At 66.5% G+C, this 17659-nt stretch carries 14 protein-coding genes; 10 read left to right on the top strand and 4 right to left on the bottom strand.

The window, feature by feature from the left end; translation table 11 throughout:
* Positions 1-3 precede the first annotated feature (3 nt).
* Positions 4-465 (bottom strand): RcnB family protein, encoded by a 462-nt coding sequence (locus NX775_RS03315; RefSeq protein WP_258834706.1) that lies wholly within the window; start codon positions 463-465, stop codon positions 4-6.
* 197 nt (positions 466-662) lie between these two features.
* On the opposite strand from NX775_RS03315, the gene NX775_RS03310 reads away from it, so the two are divergent.
* Positions 663-1619: a hypothetical protein gene (locus tag NX775_RS03310; RefSeq protein ID WP_258834705.1), complete on the top strand. Its 957-nt coding sequence runs from the start codon at positions 663-665 to the stop codon at positions 1617-1619.
* Here the strand turns inward: NX775_RS03310 and NX775_RS03305 are convergent.
* Positions 1594-2814: a sugar diacid recognition domain-containing protein gene (locus NX775_RS03305; protein ID WP_258834704.1), complete on the bottom strand. Its 1221-nt coding sequence runs from the start codon at positions 2812-2814 to the stop codon at positions 1594-1596. The genes NX775_RS03310 and NX775_RS03305 overlap by 26 nt on opposite strands.
* Before the next feature lie 219 nt (positions 2815-3033).
* Here NX775_RS03305 and NX775_RS03300 point away from each other — a divergent pair, with 219 nt between their 5' ends.
* Together NX775_RS03300 and NX775_RS03295 are read left to right on the top strand one after the other, a co-directional pair.
* Positions 3034-4347, top strand: coding sequence for an MFS transporter (locus NX775_RS03300; protein WP_258834703.1), 1314 nt, complete (start codon positions 3034-3036; stop codon positions 4345-4347).
* Between the two features lie 12 nt (positions 4348-4359).
* Positions 4360-5499 carry a glycerate kinase gene (locus tag NX775_RS03295; RefSeq protein ID WP_258834702.1) on the top strand — a complete coding sequence of 380 codons (1140 nt, stop codon included), beginning with the start codon at positions 4360-4362 and terminating at the stop codon, positions 5497-5499.
* 273 nt (positions 5500-5772) lie between these two features.
* Here the strand turns inward: NX775_RS03295 and NX775_RS03290 are convergent, their stop codons facing one another.
* The gene (locus NX775_RS03290; protein ID WP_258834701.1) at positions 5773-6702 is read right to left on the bottom strand and encodes a LysR family transcriptional regulator; all 930 of its coding nucleotides are present in this window, start codon (positions 6700-6702) and stop codon (positions 5773-5775) included.
* Positions 6703-6881: 179 nt separating this feature from the next.
* On the opposite strand from NX775_RS03290, the gene NX775_RS03285 reads away from it, so the two are divergent.
* The 4 genes from NX775_RS03285 to NX775_RS03270 are packed head-to-tail and all read left to right on the top strand — an operon-like array spanning position 6882 to position 10934.
* On the top strand, positions 6882-7679 hold the full coding sequence (locus NX775_RS03285; RefSeq protein ID WP_258834700.1) for an HpcH/HpaI aldolase/citrate lyase family protein: 798 nt from the start codon (positions 6882-6884) through the stop codon (positions 7677-7679).
* Positions 7680-7705: 26 nt separating this feature from the next.
* On the top strand, positions 7706-8548 hold the full coding sequence (locus tag NX775_RS03280) for an HTD2 family dehydratase (RefSeq protein WP_258834699.1): 843 nt from the start codon (positions 7706-7708) through the stop codon (positions 8546-8548).
* A 28-nt stretch (positions 8549-8576) separates the two neighbouring features.
* On the top strand, positions 8577-9734 hold the full coding sequence (locus NX775_RS03275) for an acyl-CoA dehydrogenase family protein (protein ID WP_258834698.1): 1158 nt from the start codon (positions 8577-8579) through the stop codon (positions 9732-9734).
* 21 nt (positions 9735-9755) lie between these two features.
* Entirely contained in the window at positions 9756-10934 is a 1179-nt protein-coding gene (locus NX775_RS03270; protein WP_258835102.1) for a CaiB/BaiF CoA transferase family protein, read from the top strand.
* Between the two features lie 64 nt (positions 10935-10998).
* On the opposite strand, the gene NX775_RS03265 is transcribed toward NX775_RS03270, so the two are convergent.
* On the bottom strand, positions 10999-11982 hold the full coding sequence (locus tag NX775_RS03265; RefSeq protein ID WP_258834697.1) for a tripartite tricarboxylate transporter substrate-binding protein: 984 nt from the start codon (positions 11980-11982) through the stop codon (positions 10999-11001).
* Between the two features lie 304 nt (positions 11983-12286).
* On the opposite strand from NX775_RS03265, the gene NX775_RS03260 reads away from it, so the two are divergent.
* The 3 genes from NX775_RS03260 (at position 12287) to NX775_RS03250 (ending at position 17573) form a co-directional block, all read left to right on the top strand.
* Positions 12287-14353 carry a TonB-dependent siderophore receptor gene (locus NX775_RS03260; RefSeq protein ID WP_258834696.1) on the top strand — a complete coding sequence of 689 codons (2067 nt, stop codon included), beginning with the start codon at positions 12287-12289 and terminating at the stop codon, positions 14351-14353.
* The gene (locus tag NX775_RS03255) at positions 14350-16914 is read left to right on the top strand and encodes a PepSY domain-containing protein (protein WP_258834695.1); all 2565 of its coding nucleotides are present in this window, start codon (positions 14350-14352) and stop codon (positions 16912-16914) included. The genes NX775_RS03260 and NX775_RS03255 overlap by 4 nt, the downstream gene beginning before the upstream one ends.
* 71 nt (positions 16915-16985) lie before the next feature.
* Entirely contained in the window at positions 16986-17573 is a 588-nt protein-coding gene (locus tag NX775_RS03250) for a nitroreductase family protein (protein ID WP_258834694.1), read from the top strand.
* Positions 17574-17659 lie beyond the last annotated feature (86 nt).

The following is a 17659-nucleotide window of genomic DNA, read 5'->3' as shown; positions in this document are numbered from 1 at the left end:
CTTTTAATTCGCGAACAATACCTGGGCAATAATGCCGCTGGCGATCGCTGCCAGCACATAATCGTTACCGGTCTGGACCCAGTGATAACCACGCGGTGGCGCGCTCAGGTGACGGCCGCGCCAGTCATTGACGACGTAGCGATCGTGACGATATTCCTTGTGCAGCTTGCCGCCGCGGCGCAGGTCGTGGCGGGGACCGCCACCGCGGGAATCGTCACGGCGATAATACTGGGCATTGTCGTTGCGGTGGTTGCGATCGTTGGCGCGCGGGCCGTCGTGGCGGTCGTTGCGGTCGTTTCGTTTGTCATCGCGGCGATCATCGTCGCGGCGGTCGTTGTGCTGTTGTTGCGAATAGCCGTTGCGGTCGTGATCGCGGTCGTTTCCGTGATCACCGCGTTGTGCAAAAGCGCTGCCACTCGCGGTAAAGGTCAATGCAATCAGTGCTGCGATGAACTTGGTTTTCATTATTGTTTCTCCTGGTGGCCGATCCGTTGAATCGATGAGTTCATTAGACTACGGGCACCACCTAACATGTTAAGAATTCCAGTAAGCAATGCTACAAAGTGTATCTGTGCCGGCTGTCGCCATGATGTGTGAGAAATAGCGTGCAGGCGCTGGCTATACTCGGTGCGATCGATGCATTTCACCGGGGAGGCGCTGCCATGGAAAAACGTCTGCAACAATGGCTGGTCGGCGCGCTCGTCGTGGCCGGCATTGGCGCGGCCGGGCTCATGTGGAACAGCTCAACACGTGAAACGGTCGTCGATGTGGCCGGCGCACCGCCGCCGCATGCACCACGTGCCGCCATGCCCGTGCCAGCGCAGGCGGTGCCAGCTGCCGTACCGGCATCAGTGCTTGCTGCTGCAGCCAACCAGAACCTGAGCGCGCACGTGGCCGACCTGCTGGCCTCGGGTGATCCGTACGATGCCTACGCGGCCTACATGCTTGTCTCGAGCTGCGCGTCGTTCAACCGGCGGCACGATCTCGAGGTCCACGACAGCAAACTGGGCGCGAAACGCGCGCTGAACGCCGAGGAGCGCCGAAACATGACACGCATGTGCGGCGCGATGACCGAGCGCGAGCGGGTGGCCCGGCTCGATTACCTGGCCACGGCCGTCAAGGCCGGCGTGCCGGGCGCGGCGTGGATGCATGCCATCGAAGGTCCGTTTGGCGATCCGAGCGCGTTGACGACGCGGCCCGACGACCCCCTGGTGCGCGAATGGAAGGCGACGGCAGCCAGTCAGCTCGACACGGCAGCCCAGGCGGGCGACACAACGGTACTCATGCTATGGGGAATGCAGAAACTGGGCGGCTCGAACCTGACGGACAGGCATCCGGTGCAGGGGTACGGCTACCTGCTCGCGGTTGGCCTGATCGACGCCGAACTTGCGCAGCCTGACGACCGGTCGCCGCAGATGTTCGCCGAGGGCAGCGGGCTGCTGACCGCGTTGGGTGGCCAGCTGACGCAGGAACAGCGCGCGGCGGCCCTGATCGAAGCGCGCCGCATCGCTGCGGCTGCAAAAGCACGGCGTGAACGCAGCGAAAACAAGTCGGGCGTCGGGCCAGCGTCGATGCCGGGCGGCGGATTGTCGGCTATGCCGGCAGGTCGTCGGGGCTGACCGTCGCGTTCAGCGTCGAACTCAGCGTCGGGCTTAAGAGCGACGACACATACAGCAGCAGCTTGTCTTCGCTCGCGCCGAGGTCGAGGCCCGTGAGCTCGCCGATGCGGCGCAGCCGGTAGTCGAGCGTATTGCGGTGGATGCCCAGCGCCTTCGCGGTGGCGGCCGAATTCTCGTTCTGCTCGAACCATGCCGAGAGCGTCGCGCGCAGCATGGCGCGGCTCTTGTCGTGCGCGAGCCGCGCGATCGGCATGCGCAGCTGATGCGCCTGCCAGCCACTGTCCAGGCCCGACAGCAAGACCGGCAAGGCCATCTCGTAATAGCTGAAAACCTGCTGTTGCGGATGGCGTGCGCGCCCGAGCCGGCTGGCGGTGCGCGCGCTCCCGTACGAGATCGCGGCGCCATCGATGCCGGGCAGCGCAATGCCCATCGACAGCGTGAACGGCAGCGTGCACTCTTCGCGCAACAGCTGGGCCAGGGCATCGAGACGGCGCTGCGGCGGTGTCTCGAGTCCTTTGCGGGAAGGCTCCCAGGCCTCGAGCAGCACCAGTTCGGTGGGGCCGACGGTGGCGGTGAGGGCATCGTCGCGGCGCGCCAGGAGCCGCATCTGCAGCACCTGCACGGCGCTCGGGGCATGGTCCACCGCCGCCGGCACGCCCTGCAGTTCGACGAGGAACACGAGCTGCATGCGCTCGATGTCGATCCCGAGCCGCTGCGCCCAGCCTTCGAGTTCGGCGCGCGCGCCCGGCTCGTAGCGGATCAGGTTGAGCACGAACGCTTCGCGGTAGCGCGAGTGGCTTTGCAGCGTCTGTGTCAGCGCGGCCTGCTCGAGGATCATCTCGGCGCTCAGGCGTACCAGCTCGCCGAACTGACGCACGGCGTCTGGCGCGCCGGACAAGCCTACTGCCCCGCAGATCTCGCCGCCGACGCACAGCGGCAGATTGATGCCCGGCTGGGCGCCATGCAGCTTTTGCGCGGCCGCCGCATCGATTTCGGTGGTGAGCTTCTTGGCCAGCGCCAGCAGGGCGCCGGCATGCAGCTCGCCGACCCGCGCCGCATTGCCGCTGGCGAGGATCACGCCGTGGGCGTCCATCACATTGACGTTGAACGGGATGATGCGCATGGTGCGGGCGACGATTTCCTGGGCGAGGCCGGTGTCGAGGATGTGCATGGCGGTGTCTGTTGAAGGAGGCATTTGTGATTATGCACAATTATGCCGGCAGGCTGCGCGGTCCGGGCGGGTCGGGTTGGCATGCTGATTGGGTATGTCGACACTGGGTTTGTCATCAACTTGTGCACATGCCTGAAAAAAGGCGAGAATCAAGGGGCTTGAATTGTGCGTGTCGCCGACGCTTGGCAGCCCTTGTTTGGTTGATAATCTCGATGATTACATGACCATATATTCGGAGACAGCATGAGTACCATTGCCAGCACCCCCGGCGCGAGCCTGCTCGAAGGCGCCTACCGCAAGGCCACATGGCGCCTGATCCCCTTCATCTTCGTCTGCTACTTCTTCAATTACCTGGATCGCGTCAACGTCGGTTTCGCCAAGCTCGAGATGCTCGACGCGCTGCAACTGAGCGAGACCGTGTATGGCCTGGGCGCCGGCATCTTCTTCATCGGCTACGTGACCTTCGGCGTGCCGAGCAATCTCATCCTGCACAAGCTGGGCGCGCGGCGCTGGATCGCGGTGATGATGATGACCTGGGGCGCGCTGTCGGCGTGCATGCTGTTCGTGAGCACGCCGGTCGAATTCTATGTGCTGCGCTTCTTTACCGGTGTGGCCGAAGCGGGCTTCTTCCCCGGCATGGTCCTGTACTTCACCAAGTGGTTCCCGGCGCACAAGCGCGGCCAGGTAATGGCGCTGTTCATGTCGGCCATTCCCGTCTCGGGCCTGATCGGCGGCCCGCTGTCGGGCTGGATGCTGAGTCACTTCTCGGCCGGGCAGGGCGGCATGGCTGGCTGGCAGTGGCTGTTCCTGCTGCAGGGGATTCCGACCGTGCTGCTGGGCGTCGCGGTGCTGTTCTACCTGAACGATAGCCTGGCGCAGGCGCCGTGGCTCACGAACGAAGAAAAAACGGCGATGCAGACGGCGCTCGACGAGGACGAAGCGCAGCGCTCGAGCGGCACGCATGCGGTGCATTCGTTCGGCGCCGTGCTGCGCGACTGGCATGTGTGGATGCTCGGCTTCATCTACTTCAGCATCCAGATGGGCGTGTATGCGATCAACTTCTGGCTGCCGTCGATCATCAAGTCGCTGGGCTTCGAAAGCGCCACGACGGTCGGCTGGCTCAGCGCGATTCCCTACCTGTTCGCCGGCGTCTTCATGGTGCTGGTGGGCCGCTCGGCCGACCGCCGGCGCGAGCGCCGCTGGCACCTCTCGGCGCCACTGCTGATGGCGCTGGCCGGCCTGCTGCTGGCCGCGAACTTCTCGGATAACGTGGTGCTGGTGATGATCGGCCTGAGCCTGGCGACGATGGGCGCACTGACCGGCTTGCCGATGTTCTGGCCGCTGCCAGCGGCATTCCTGGGCAGCGCGGCCGCTGCCGCGGGCCTGGCGCTGATCAATTCGATGGGGCAGATCGCCGGTTTCCTCAGCCCGTTCCTGGTCGGCTGGATCAAGGACGCCACCGGCAGCACGGACATGGCGCTGTACATCCTGTCGACCGTGCTGTTCATCGGCGCGATGCTGGTGCTCGTGGTGCCTGCGCGCCTCGTCAATCGTTGATCGGAGCGGACCATGCACATCGTGATCGCCCCCGATTCATTCAAGGAAAGCCTGTCGGCGCTGGAAGCAGCCAGCGCCATCGAGGCGGGTTTCCGCGAGATCTTCCCTGACGCCAGCTACGTCAAGATCCCCGTCGCCGATGGCGGCGAAGGCACCGTCGACGCGATGATCGCCGCGACGGCAGGTCGCCGCGTCGACCTGCGCGCCACTGGTCCACTCGGCACGCCCGTCGACGCCTTCTACGGCCTGACGGGCGGCGACGTCATCGCCGTGATCGAGATGGCGGCCGCCAGCGGCCTGGAACTGGTCCCGCCGGCCGCGCGCGATCCACTGCACGCGACCAGCCGTGGCACGGGCGAGTTGATCCTCGCCGCGCTCGACGCCGGCGCGCGCCGCTTCATTCTCGGCGTGGGCGGCAGCGCCACCAACGACGGCGGCGCCGGGATGCTGCAAGCGCTGGGCGTACGGCTGCTCGACGCGCAGGATGCACCACTGGCGCCGGGCGGCGCAGCGCTGGCGAACCTGGCGCGGATTGACATCACGCAGCTAGACGCACGCGTGCTGGATTCGGTATTCGAGGTGGCCTGCGACGTCAGCAACCCGCTGGTTGGCGTGAATGGCGCCTCAGCCATCTTCGGCCCGCAAAAGGGGGCCACGCCGGTAATGGTCGCCCAGCTCGACGCCAACCTGCGCCACTACGCCGCCATCATCGCACGCGACCTGGGGCAGGATGTGGCGGACGTCCCGGGCGCCGGCGCCGGTGGCGGCATCGCCGCTGCAATGCTGGTCTTCCTGAAAGGCCGCCTGCGCCCGGGCAGCGAAATCGTGGCCGATGCGGTCGGACTAGACGCCGCCGTCGCGCTGGCCGACCTGGTCATCACGGGAGAGGGTCGCATCGACAGTCAAACCGTCAACGGAAAAACCCCGATCGGCGTGGCCCGCGTCGCCGCGCGCCACGGCAAACCGGTGATCGCCATCGGCGGCTGCCTGGGCCACGACGCCAGCGCCGTCCACGCCCACGGTATCGACGCCACCTTCAGCACGATCATGAAAGCCGGCACGGTCGCCGAAGCCCTCGCCAACGCTGAATTCAACCTGCGCACCACGGCCCGCAACGTCGCCGCCACACTCAAACTCGGCCAATCCCTCTGACCCCAACCCCTAATTAGGGTCAGAGTAGAATTATTGAGCAATTGATCCGATTTCTCCGCAATGAGGGTCAGAGTCGAATTATTGGGCAATTGCTCGGCCCCGCCAACAAGTAGGGTCAGAGTCGATTTATTGGGCAATTCCCAAAAGTTGTCAAACAATTCGACTCTGACCCTAATTGTTTCTTCGATTGCCGAGGCTGCCTGACAATTAGGGTCAGAGTCGAATTATTGAGCAATTTCTCTGGCAGCCGGTTAGTGGCTGCTGCTGGTGCGGTCAGCGGCCGATCCAGGCGGCGCCGGGCCAGGCGCCGCTGAGCACCATTTCTTTCATCAGGCCGACCAGTTCTGGGGCCGCCGCCACGCTGACGGGGGACGCGCGGCGGGTGGCGGCGCGTGCCAGGACGATGCGGCGTGACAGGTCGGGGGTGCCGACCGGGGCGCCGGACAGCGTGCCGTCGCGCAGTTCGTCGAGGATCGCGGAGCTGGGCAGGATGCTGTAGCCGAAGCCTTTATTGACCAGCGATTTCTGCAGGTCGAGGGCATTCGTTTCGGCCACCACGTCGACACTGATGCCGGCCACCGCCAGCGCGTGCTCGATGATGCTGCGCAGGCCATGCGGTGCATTCGGCAGGATCATCGGCCGGTCGCGCAGCTGCTTGAGCGGGAACGGTTTTGATGCGTCGATCTCGCCCGGTGGGCCGATCACGTACAGGCGTTCGTCGAGCAGCGCTTCGACCTGCAGGCCATTCGAGGCACGCGTGTCGTACAGCAGCGCCAGTTCGACTTCGCCGGCTTCCAGCCACTGCACGACATTGCCTGCATAACCGACATTGATGCCGACCGTGACCGCGGGGTGCTTCGCGCGCACACGCGCCACCAGCTCGGTCGCCAGCAGATTGCTGGTGCTGGCCAGCAGGCCGATCATCAGCCGGCCCGAGATCGCATTGGCGGCCGGGCCGATTTCTGCACGCGCCTTGTCCAGTTCACGCAGCGCGCGCCGGCCGTATTCGGCCAGCGTGCGGCCGGCGTCGGTTAGCACCATGCCGTGGCGTTCGCGCTCGAACAGCAGGGCGCCGCATTCTTCTTCGAGCATCCGGATATGGCGCGACACGGCTGGCTGCACCAGATGCAGCAGTTCCGCAGCCTTCGTGGCGCTGCCCGTTTCGGCGATGGCGATGAGCGTGCGGATCTGCTTGATGTCCATGGTCGTCCTTCAAGTGGTCGAGACATCAACATAAGCTATTCCTCCGCTGCCTGCAATACCGGGGTGTGATCCCTGCCAGCCATGCGCTCACGTGATCGTGGAATCACGTTTTTCTATTTCCGAGTCGCCTGAATTCAAATTTATGATGGGTTTCGATCCCACCACGCGACTGGTTCGTCATGGCAGCCATCCCCCGTTCCTACCTGTTCGTCCCCGGTAACCGCCCCGAGCGTTTTGTCCGCGCGTTGGATAGCGGAGCCGACGCCGTTATCGTCGACCTGGAAGATGCCGTCCCGCCCGCAGACAAGGACGCCGCGCGGATGCAGGTGGCCGCGGCGCTCGATCCGTCCATGCCCGTCGTCGTGCGCATCAACGCCGAAGACACCCCCTGGTTCGAGGATGACCTGGCCCTGTGCCGTCACGCGGGCGTGGCTGCCATCATGTTGCCGAAGGCGGAATCGGTCGACAACCTGCGCCGCGTTGCGCAGCTCGGCCTGCCCGTGCTGCCGCTGATCGAAACCGCCTGCGGCATGGCGGCAGTCGATGCGCTGGCGCGGGTGAAGGGCGTCGCGCGGCTGGCATTCGGCTCGATCGATTTCCAGTTCGACCTCGGCATCGAGGGCGATGACGAGGAATTGCTGCACTTTCGCTCGATGCTGGTGCTGGCCTCGCGCGTGGCCGGCCTGGCGTCCCCCATCGATGGCGTGACCGTGGCGCTGGACGACGACGCCCAGCTGCGCGCGGACACCCTGCGCGCCCGCCGCTTCGGCTTCGGCGCCAAGCTGTGCATCCATCCGCGCCAAGTGGCGTCCGTCAACGCAGGCTTTCGGCCCACGGATGCCGAGCTGGCGTGGGCCACGCGCGTGCTGGCCGCAGCGCGCGAGGCCAACGGCGCCGCCGTTGCCGTGGACGGCAAGATGGTCGATCGGCCCGTGATCCTCCGGGCGCAGCGCATCGTCGACGACGCTGCCCACTAAAACAAGACAACAACAGGAGACACCCCATGGACAATTTGACCGCCTGGCAGGGCCGCACCGAAGAACAGCTCGACGCCATCACTGCGACGCCGCTCGCGGCGATGGCCGCGCTGCTCGATCGCGACGACCCGGCGCCGCACCCCGGCAGCGCCGTGCCACCACTGTGGCACTGGTTGTACTTCTTGCCTGTGCACCGGCAATCGCAACTCGGCCCCGACGGCCACGTACTGCGCGGGGGCTTTTTGCCGCCAGTGGACCTGCCGCGCCGCATGTGGGCCGGGGGACGCCTGCGTTTCTTGGCGCCGCTGCAGGTCGGCGACCAGGCGCGGCGCGTGTCGACCATCGCCGACATCACGAGCAAGGAAGGCCGCAGCGGCAAGCTGGTGTTCGTGCTGGTGCGCCACGTGATCGAAGGTGCGGCCGGCGTGGCGATCGAGGAGGAACACGACATCGTCTACCGCGCCAATCCGCAGCCGGGCGATCCAACGCCATCCCCGGTGGCGGCGGACCTTGACCACGACTGGATCCGCGACATCACGCCCGACCCGGTGCTGCTGTTTCGCTACTCGGCGCTGACCTTCAACGGCCACCGCATCCATTACGACCAGCCGTACGTGACGCAGGTCGAAGGCTATCCGGGCCTGATCGTGCATGGCCCGCTGATCGCGAGCCTGCTGCTCGACCTCGTGCGGCGCGAACGGCCGGCCGCCGTCGTCACCGCGTTTTCGTTCCGCGCCGTGCAGCCGCTGTTCGACATCCACCGCTTCAGCGTCTGCGGCCGCGTCGAGCCGGACGGCCACACGATCACGCTGTGGGCCAAGACCCACGACGGCCAGCTGGCCATGCGCGCCGAAGCGCTGCTGGCGTAAGCCACCCCAATAAATACCAGGAGACCGCATGCACACCGACCACGATTTTGAAGACATCCGCGACGCGCTGCGCGCCCTGTGCGCCGAATTCCCGGCCGAGTACTTCCGCAAGGTCGACGACGAGCGGGGCTACCCCGAAGCCTTCGTCACTGCACTGACGCAAGCCGGCTGGCTCGCGGCACTGATCCCGCAGGAATACGGCGGCTCGGGCCTGGGCCTGACGGAAGCCTCGGTCATCATGGAAGAGATCAACCGCTCGGGCGGCAACGCCGGCGCCTGCCACGGCCAGATGTACAATATGGGCACGCTGCTGCGCCACGGCTCCGAAGCGCAGAAGCGCCACTACCTGCCGCGCATCGCCAGCGGCGAACTGCGCCTGCAATCGATGGCCGTGACCGAGCCCACCACCGGCACCGACACCACCAAGATCAAGACGACGGCCGTGCGCAAGGGCGACCGCTACGTGATCAACGGCCAGAAGGTCTGGATCTCGCGCGTGCAGCATTCCGACCTGATGATCCTGCTGGCGCGCACCACGCCTCTTGCCGAGGTTACCAAGAAGTCCGAAGGCATGTCGATCTTCCTGGTCGATATCAAGGACGCCATCCAGCAGGGCATGGTCGTGCAGCCGATCCAGAACATGGTCAATCACGAGACCAATGAGCTGTTCTTCGAAAACCTGGAAATCCCGGCCGGGAATCTGATCGGCGAAGAAGGCAAGGGCTTCAAGTACATCCTCGATGGCCTGAACGCCGAGCGCACGCTGATCGCCGCCGAATGCATCGGCGACGGCTACTGGTTCATCGACAAGATCAGCAAGTACGTCAACGAGCGCGTCGTGTTCGGGCGGCCCATCGGCCAGAACCAGGGCGTGCAATTCCCGATTGCACGCGCGTACATCAACGTCGAAGCGGCGAACCTGATGCGCTTTAAAGCCTGCGCGCTGTTCGATGCGCACAAGCCGTGCGGCGCCGAAGCCAATATGGCCAAGATGCTGGCCGCCGAAGCGTCGTGGGAAGCGGCCAACGCCTGCCTGCAGTTCCACGGCGGCTTCGGTTTCGCGTCCGAATACGACGTCGAGCGCAAGTTCCGCGAGACGCGCCTGTATCAGGTGGCGCCGATCTCGACGAACCTGATCCTGTCATACGTCGCCGAGCATGTGCTTGGCCTGCCACGCTCGTTCTGAGGAGGCGCGCACATGACACCAATGCGACCTCTCGACGGCATCACCGTCGTCACGCTCGAACACGCAATCGCCGCGCCGTTCTGCACACGCCAGCTGGCCGACCTGGGCGCGCGCGTCATCAAGGTCGAGCGGCCCGGCAGCGGCGACTTCGCGCGCGGCTACGATGAACGCGTCAATGGCCTGGCCTCGCACTTCGTCTGGACCAACCGCTCGAAGGAAAGCCTGACGCTCGACGTCAAACACGAACAGGCCGACGCCGTGCTGGCGGGCCTGCTGGCAGAAGCCGACGTGCTGGTGCAGAATCTCGCGCCCGGCGCGGCCGAGCGCCTTGGCTTGTCGTACGACGCGCTGAAAGAACGCCATCCGCGCCTGATCGTCTGCGACATCTCCGGCTACGGCAGCGACGGTCCTTACCGCGACCGCAAGGCCTACGACCTGCTGATCCAGAGCGAGTCGGGCTTCCTGTCGATCACCGGCACGCCGGACGAACCATCGAAGGCCGGCTGCTCGATTGCCGATATCGCCGCCGGCATGTACGCATACACGAACATCCTCGCCGCGCTTCTGCAGCGGGGCCGCACGGGCGAGGGCTGCCGCATCGACGTGTCGATGTTGGAGAGCATGGCCGAGTGGATGAGTTATCCGCTGTACTACGCGTACGACGGCGCGCCGCCGCCGCCGCGCACGGGTGCCTCGCACGCGACCATCTTCCCGTACGGGCCGTTCATGGCCGGCGACGGCAAGTCGGTCATGCTGGGCATCCAGAACGAACGTGAGTGGGCGGCCTTTTGCGCCATCGTGCTGGAGGCGCCCGACCTGGCGACCGATCCGCGCTTCAACGCCAACGCACGCCGGGTCGCAGCGCGCGATGAACTGGCGGCGCTGATCGTGGCGGCGTTTTCGACGTTGACGGCGCAGCAGGTGCGCGAGCGGCTGGAGCTGGCGCACATCGCCAATGCCCAGGTCAACGACATGCACGAAGTCTGGGACCATCCGCAACTGAAGGCGCGTGGGCGCTGGACCGAAGTCGATACCGCCAACGGCCGCGTGCCCGCCATGCTGCCGCCCGGGTTGCCGCACAACGTCACGCCGCGCATGGACGCCGTGCCCGCGCTGGGCCAGCATACGGATGCGATCCTGGCGGAGCTGGGCTACGACGCGGCCGCCATCGCGGGCATGCACGCGCAAGGCGCGGTCTAGCGAACAGCGATAAAAAAAGCCCGCGCTGCCGTGATGGCAGCGCGGGCTTTTTGCGTTGCGTGGCTCAGTCGGCGAACGCGCCGTTCTTCTTGTAAATCGGGCCCCACTTGTCGATCTCGGCCTTCAGGTGCGTGCGCAGACCTTCGGGTGTGGCCTTTGCATCCGACACCGGCTCGGCGCCCAGTTCGGCGAAGCGCGCCTTCACGTTCGGGTCATTGAGCGCCTCACGCAGCGCCGTGCCAATGCGCGCCACCACCGCTGGCGGCGTGCCTTTTGGTGCGTACATGCCGTGCCACACATACATCTCGAAACCGGCCATCCCTTGTTCGGCCAGTGTCGGCAGGGCTGGCAGCGACGGGATGCGGGTCTTCGTCGTTGCGCCGTACACCTTCACGCGATTGGTGCGGATGTACGACGTCGTCTGCGTCGTCTGGTCGCACAACAGGTCGATCTGGCCACCCAGCATATCGCTCAACGCGGGCGCCGTGCCCTTGTAGGGAACGGTCGTCAGCGGCACGCCGATCGCGCTCAGAAACAGCATGCCGCACTGGTGCGACACGGCGCCCAGGCCCGCGTGGCCCATTGTCATCGCGTCCTTCTTCGACTTGATCATCGCGATCAGCTCGGGCAGCGTATTGGCCGCCAGGTCCTTGCGCGCCATGAGCACCATCGGCACGTCGGCCACCTGGCCGATGTATTCGAAGTCGGTCATGGGGTTGAAGGCGAGTTTGCGGTACAGCGTCGTGCTGGTGGCCATGCCGTTATGGTGCAGCAGCAGCGTATAGCCGTCCGGCGTGGCGCGCGCGATGCGGCCGGCGGCCAGCGTGCCGCCCGCGCCGAGGGCGTTTTCCACGATGATCGATTGCTTGAGCGACTTCGCCATGCTCTGCCCGAGGATCCGGGCCACGACGTCAGTGGGCCCGCCGGCCGAGAACGGGACGACGAGGGTGATGGTTTTCTCCGGATAGTCGGCGGCAAGCGCGGTGCTTGAAGCGAGCAGGGCGATGGCGGTGGTCAGTACCCTGCGTGTAATTGCGTGTGTCGGCATGCGTGTCTCCTGTTATAGGCTTTTGTGCTCGAAGCTGCCCCGCGCGTGGCGTTTGATGCAGTCAAGTCATCATAGAATTGAATGACATGCACATGTAAATAGCGTTTTCTGATGCCTCCATCAAAAAAGGCGATAGGTACGACCCATGCTCGGTGTGCATCTGCAGCAAGCTCAGGGGTACCTGCAGCCGTCATTGAAAATGATTCTCATTCACGATAGAATCCCGGTTTGCTACTGATCACCGCTTCTTCTCATGTCCCAGTCCCTTTCCCTGCGTCCGTCACGTCTCGTTCTTACGCTGTCCATGGTGTTTCCTCATGCGTTTCCGGCGGCAGCGATGGCGCAGGAAGCCGATGCTGTCGCGATGCCGGCAGTGCGCGTGACGGCGGTGAAGGCGCAGGGCTTCATGCCCAACACGGTGGAAGCCGGGAGCTTTCGCGGCAGCGACGTGATGGACGTGCCGTCGACCGTCAACGTCATCACGCGCGACGTGCTCGAGCTGCAGGGCGCTGCCGGCCTGTATGACGCAGTGCGCAATACGGCCGGCGTGACGCGCCAGCAGAACGGTGGCGACACGTGGGACCAGTTGGTTATCCGTGGCATCGCTGTCGAAAACCGCACCAACTACCGCCTCAATGGCTCGCTGCCGCTCATGAACTTCGGCCAGGTGTCGATGGAGAACAAGGAGCGCGTCGAGGTGCTCAAGGGCGCGACCGCGCTGTATTACGGCTTCACGTCGCCGGCCGGCGTCGTGAACTTCGTCACCAAGCGCGCCGGCAGCGCGCCGCTGACGACCGTCGGCGCCCAGGCCGACAGCAACGGGACGGTCGTCGCCACGCTCGACGCTGCGCGCCGCTTCGGCGTTGATGATGCAGTCGGCGTGCGCATCAACGCAGCCGGTGGCACGCTCGGCTCGCACCTCGATGGCGTCGGCAACGGCAACCGCGGTTTCGTCTCCGGCGCATTCGACTGGCGCGTCAATGCGCGTGTGCGCCTGCGCGCTGACCTCGAATACGACAAGCGCCGCGTGACCGAGCAGGCCGGTATCAACCTGCCGCCGGCCGTGGGCGGCGTGATCACGATGCCGCGCGCGGTCGATCCGCGCCGGCTCGTCGGCCCCGACTGGGCCAGGTTCGAAACGCATGCACGCAACGCGCAGCTGCGCGCAGACATCGCACTGAATGATGCCTGGGCACTGACGCTCGAAGCGGGCCACGCCGAAACGAAGCGCGACCGTTCGCTGCCGATCTTCCGCTTCAATAATGCAGCGAGTGTCGCAACCGGGGCAGGGCGCATCACCGGCAATCTGCAGCATGCCGACGTCGATTCGCGCATGCTGCGCGCCGAACTGGCGGGCCAGTGGCGCACCGGCCCCTTGACGCACGAGCTGACGATTGGCGCGAGCGACACCGACAAGGGCCAGGCGCCGATCTATCAGGCCAACTACACGATCCCCGCACAGAACCTGTATGCGCCGCTGCCGGTGACGAACTTCTCGGTCAGCGCGCGGCCGGCGATGCCCACGACTGCGGCCCTCGATTCGCGTGACCGGGGTCTGTACCTGGTCGATCGCATCAGCGTGGGCAGCTGGCAATTCATCGGTGGCGTGCGCCGCGTCGACTACCGCAGCACGCAGGGCGTGAACGATTACGACGCGAGCGAGACGACGCCAATGGCGGCCGTCGTCTACCGCCTCCGTGACGACTTCTCTGTGTATGCATCGGCGGCAGAAGGCCTGGAAGAGGGCGAGGCCGCACCGGCCGGCACTGCGAATGAAGGAACCCGCATGGCGCCGGGCGTGAGCAAGCAGCGCGAAGTCGGTGCGCGCTGGCGCACGGCCAGTGGTCTGCTGACGCAGGCGGCGCTCTTCGAGATCGAGCGCCCCGGTTACTACACCAACACCGCCAATGTCTTCACTGCTGACGGCGAGCAGCGCTATCGCGGCCTCGAACTGTCGTCGCAGGGCCGCATTCTGCGCAGTGTGGCCTGGCAGGCGTCGGCCCAGTGGCTCGATCCGGCTTTCCGCAATATCAACACGACGTATGACGGCAAGCTGCCCGAGAACGCAGCGCGCCGCACCGCCAGCACCTTCGTGGCCTGGGACCTCGATGCGGTGCCCGGCCTGGCGCTGACGGGCGGCGCGTACTACACGGGCCGGCGGCCAGTGAATGACCTGAACCAGGCCTGGCTGGGTGGCACCACGCTGTTGGGCGTGGGCGCCCGCTACATTGGCCAGTTCGCCGGCAAACGCACCACGTGGCAGCTCAATGTCGACAATGCCGCCGACAAGCGGTACTGGGCCGGTGCCGGCACGCGCCTGAGCGCCGGCTTGCCCCGCCTGATCAAGCTGTCGATGAAGGTCGCGCTGTGAGTCGCTGGCGCCTGCCGTCGCTGCGCGCGGTCTGGTTCCAGCTGCACTGGTTCGTCGGCATCACGGCCGGCACGCTGCTGGCCGTGATCGGGCTGACCGGCGCCATCATGGCGTTCGAGGACGAACTGCTAGACGTGCTCAATCCCGGCGTCATGACGGTCGATGCCGAAGCGCGTCCGCCCCTGAAGCCCGAACAGCTGCTGCAGGCCGCGCAGCGCGTACGCCCAGGTGAGCACGTGGTGAGCATCGTGCTGGAAGCGGATCCGCGCAGCACGGCGCTGGTGCGCTTTGCCGCGCCGCCGGGCGAGCGGCGCGGCCCGGACGTGCGGGTTCACCCGTACAGCGGCGCTGTGCTGCCGGCGCTGCGTTTCGAGGCCGCGTTCAACTGGGTCGAGGAGCTGCATCGCTGGCTGCTGCTGCCGCGTGCGCCGGGCCGCCTCGTGCTGGGCATCCTGGCGCTGTGCCTCGTGGGTCTCGCGCTCAGCGGCCTGTATCTGCGCTGGCCGCGCAAACCCGCCAACTGGCGCACGTGGCTGACCTTCAATACCAGCCTGCGCGGCCGCTCGTTCCTGTGGGCGCTGCATGCGATTGCCGGCACCTGGGCGCTGGTGGCTTACCTGATCGTGGGTGGCACCGGCATTTACTGGAGTTTTGACGTCGTGCGCGACACGGTGCAGGCGTGGGCCGGCAACGAGCGTCGCGCCGCAGCCGAGACAAAGGTGCAGCCACGCAAGCGCGCAGCAACGCCGGGTGGCCCTGCCGCTCTCGATCCGGCCTGGAACACCTTCCTTGCGCATGCCCCGAACTGGGCCAGCGCGACGATCCGCCTGCCGGAACGTGGCAGCGGCGCCTACCAGCTGACGTGGATTGCGCAGGACGGCCCGCACGAGCGCGCCCGCAACCGCATGTCGCTGCGCGCCAGCGACGGCGCACTGCTCAAGAACGAACCCTACGGCGCGCAAACCGTCGGCCAGCGCGCCTTGACCACGATCCGGCCGCTCCACACGGGCAGCTATTTCGGCTTGCCGGGGCGGGTCATCATGATGCTCGCCAGCCTGGCCTTGCCCGGCTTTGCCATCACCGGCTGGCTGCTGTACCTCGGCCGTCGCCGCCAGCAGCGCGCATTGGCGCGCGAACGGGCGCTGGCCCTGACGAGCGAATCCACCACGCCAGGCGCCGGCGCACCGATCCTGCTGGCGTTTGCAAGCCAGGGCGGCCAGGCCGAACGGATCGCGCTGCACAGCGCCGCGGCCCTGCGCGCCGGTGGCCGCGCGGTCGATCTGCGCGCGGTGTCGGCGCTCAGCCCGGGCGAACTGGCCGGTTACGACCACGCGCTATTCGTGGCGGCGACCTTCGGCGACGGCGAGGCGCCGGATGCCGCGCGCCGCTTCACGCGCGAGCTGCATGCGGGACCGCTGGCGCTGGCAGGCTGCAAGTACGCGGTGCTGGCGCTGGGCGACCGCAATTACGCGCGCTACTGCGGCTATGGGGTCGCGCTTGACGAGCGCCTCGGTGCGCTGGGCGCCACGGCGCTGTTCCCGCGCATCGATGTCGATCAGGGCGACGCCGTAGCGCTGGGCCGCTGGATGCATGCGCTGGGCACACTGGGTGCGGCTGCCGGTACGCTGCCCGCCGCTGCCAATGACGCGGCACCGATGACCGACTGGCGCCTCGTCGCGCGCACGCTGTTGAATCCCGGCAGCCTGGGCGCACCGTTGTACGAACTGGTGCTGCAGACGACGGCAGATCAGCAGTGGCAGGCCGGCGACCTGCTGGACGTCGCCGCGTGCCACACGGCGGCGACCGTCGATGCCTGGCTGGCGGCCAGTGGTCTGGATGGCGCGGTGCGCGTGACCTGGCAGGGCGAACCCCAGACGCTGCGCGACGCGCTGGCCTGGAGCGAGCTGCCCGGTGTCGGGCATCCGTTCGCATCGACCCAGGAATGCGCCGATGCACTCAAACCGCTGGCGCCGCGCCGTTATTCGATTGCCGGCATCCCGCAGGACGGTGCACTGACGCTGCTCGTGCGCCAGCAGCGCCACGAGCAGGGAATGGGCCTGGCGTCCGGCTGGCTGACCGCGCATCTCGCCGTCGGCGCGATGGTCCGTGCACGGCTGGCGACGAACCCGAGCTTCCACGGTCCGCAGGATGCGCGGCCCTGCATCTATATCGGCAACGGCTCGGGCATGGCCGGCCTTCGGGCGCACCTGCGCAGCCGCGTGCTGGCCGGGCAGCACCGCAACTGGTTGCTGTTCGGTGAGCGCCAGCGCGCCTTCGACAGCCTGTGCGCGGGCGAGATCGCCGCGTGGCGCAATGCCGGCGCACTGCCGGAATGCGATCTGGTGTTCTCGCGCGACGATGCGCCCGAGTATGTGCAGGACCGCCTGCGCGCACGCGCCGACACGCTGCGCGACTGGGTCGAACGCGATGCGGTCATCCATGTCTGCGGCAGCCTGCAGGGCATGGCGGGGGAAGTCGATGCAGCGCTGGCGGCGATTCTTGGCGAGGCCGGGCGCGATCGCCTGATTGATGCGGGCCGTTACCGGCGCGACGTGTACTGAGCGTGCATTCACTGTGCACCGTCAGTTCGCCCACTCCGGCGAATCGGCGGCGCTGTCGCTATACTGGCGCCATGCATACCGAGTATCCGGCTGGCGCCGACGATTTCCTGACCATCCTGGCCGCGCGGCGCAACTACACGCTGCGCCGCCTCGTTGCGCCCGGCCCGGACGATGCGGCCCTGCTGCGCATCGTCGAAGCCGGCGCGCAGGCGCCCGACCATGGCCTGCTGCGGCCGTGGCGCTTCATCCTGATCCCGCAGCACAAGCGGCATCTGCTGGGCGACGTGTTCGCCGCTGCCGTGCTGGCGCGCGATCCGGTCTGCGGCGACGAGGCGCTCGCCACCGCGCACGACAAGGCGCTACGCGCGCCATGTCTGCTGGTGGCGGTGCTGCGCGACGAACCGGGCACCATCATTCCGGCGCACGAAAAACTCGTGTCGTTGGGCTGCGCCATCCAGAACATGCTGGTGGCAAGCCAGTTGCTGGGCTTTGCGAGCGGTCTGGCCAGTGGCGCGGCGATGGATTTTGCGGGCATGCGCACGTTGCTGCAGCTCGAGGCGCATGAGCGGGCTATTTGTTTCATTGGGCTGGGCACCGCCTCGAATGTCAAAGCACCACGCGCGCGGCCGGATGTGAGCCAATTCCTCAGCAGTTTATGAGGTGATTGAACGCGTGGACGGCGGAGCCGTCCACCCTACGAGCGGCATTGTAGATGTCGTCACGCCACCGACCTGAGGTAGGGTGG

This window comes from Massilia aurea (assembly GCF_024753205.1).
Taxonomy (GTDB): Bacteria; Pseudomonadota; Gammaproteobacteria; order Burkholderiales; family Burkholderiaceae_D; genus Telluria; species Telluria aurea.
This window is presented reverse-complemented; position numbering and strand designations above follow the sequence as displayed.

Excerpts from the sequence above, each read along its gene's own strand:
- NX775_RS03315 (WP_258834706.1), bottom strand. The coding sequence starts at position 465 with ATGAAAACCAAGTTCATCGCAGCACTGATTGCATTGACCTTTACCGCG.
- NX775_RS03310 (WP_258834705.1), top strand. The coding sequence starts at position 663 with ATGGAAAAACGTCTGCAACAATGGCTGGTCGGCGCGCTCGTCGTGGCC.
- NX775_RS03305 (WP_258834704.1), bottom strand. The coding sequence starts at position 2,814 with ATGCCTCCTTCAACAGACACCGCCATGCACATCCTCGACACCGGCCTC.
- NX775_RS03300 (WP_258834703.1), top strand. The coding sequence starts at position 3,034 with ATGAGTACCATTGCCAGCACCCCCGGCGCGAGCCTGCTCGAAGGCGCC.
- NX775_RS03295 (WP_258834702.1), top strand. The coding sequence starts at position 4,360 with ATGCACATCGTGATCGCCCCCGATTCATTCAAGGAAAGCCTGTCGGCG.
- NX775_RS03290 (WP_258834701.1), bottom strand. The coding sequence starts at position 6,702 with ATGGACATCAAGCAGATCCGCACGCTCATCGCCATCGCCGAAACGGGC.
- NX775_RS03285 (WP_258834700.1), top strand. The coding sequence starts at position 6,882 with ATGGCAGCCATCCCCCGTTCCTACCTGTTCGTCCCCGGTAACCGCCCC.
- NX775_RS03280 (WP_258834699.1), top strand. The coding sequence starts at position 7,706 with ATGGACAATTTGACCGCCTGGCAGGGCCGCACCGAAGAACAGCTCGAC.
- NX775_RS03275 (WP_258834698.1), top strand. The coding sequence starts at position 8,577 with ATGCACACCGACCACGATTTTGAAGACATCCGCGACGCGCTGCGCGCC.
- NX775_RS03270 (WP_258835102.1), top strand. The coding sequence starts at position 9,756 with ATGCGACCTCTCGACGGCATCACCGTCGTCACGCTCGAACACGCAATC.
- NX775_RS03265 (WP_258834697.1), bottom strand. The coding sequence starts at position 11,982 with ATGCCGACACACGCAATTACACGCAGGGTACTGACCACCGCCATCGCC.
- NX775_RS03260 (WP_258834696.1), top strand. The coding sequence starts at position 12,287 with ATGGTGTTTCCTCATGCGTTTCCGGCGGCAGCGATGGCGCAGGAAGCC.
- NX775_RS03250 (WP_258834694.1), top strand. The coding sequence starts at position 16,986 with ATGCATACCGAGTATCCGGCTGGCGCCGACGATTTCCTGACCATCCTG.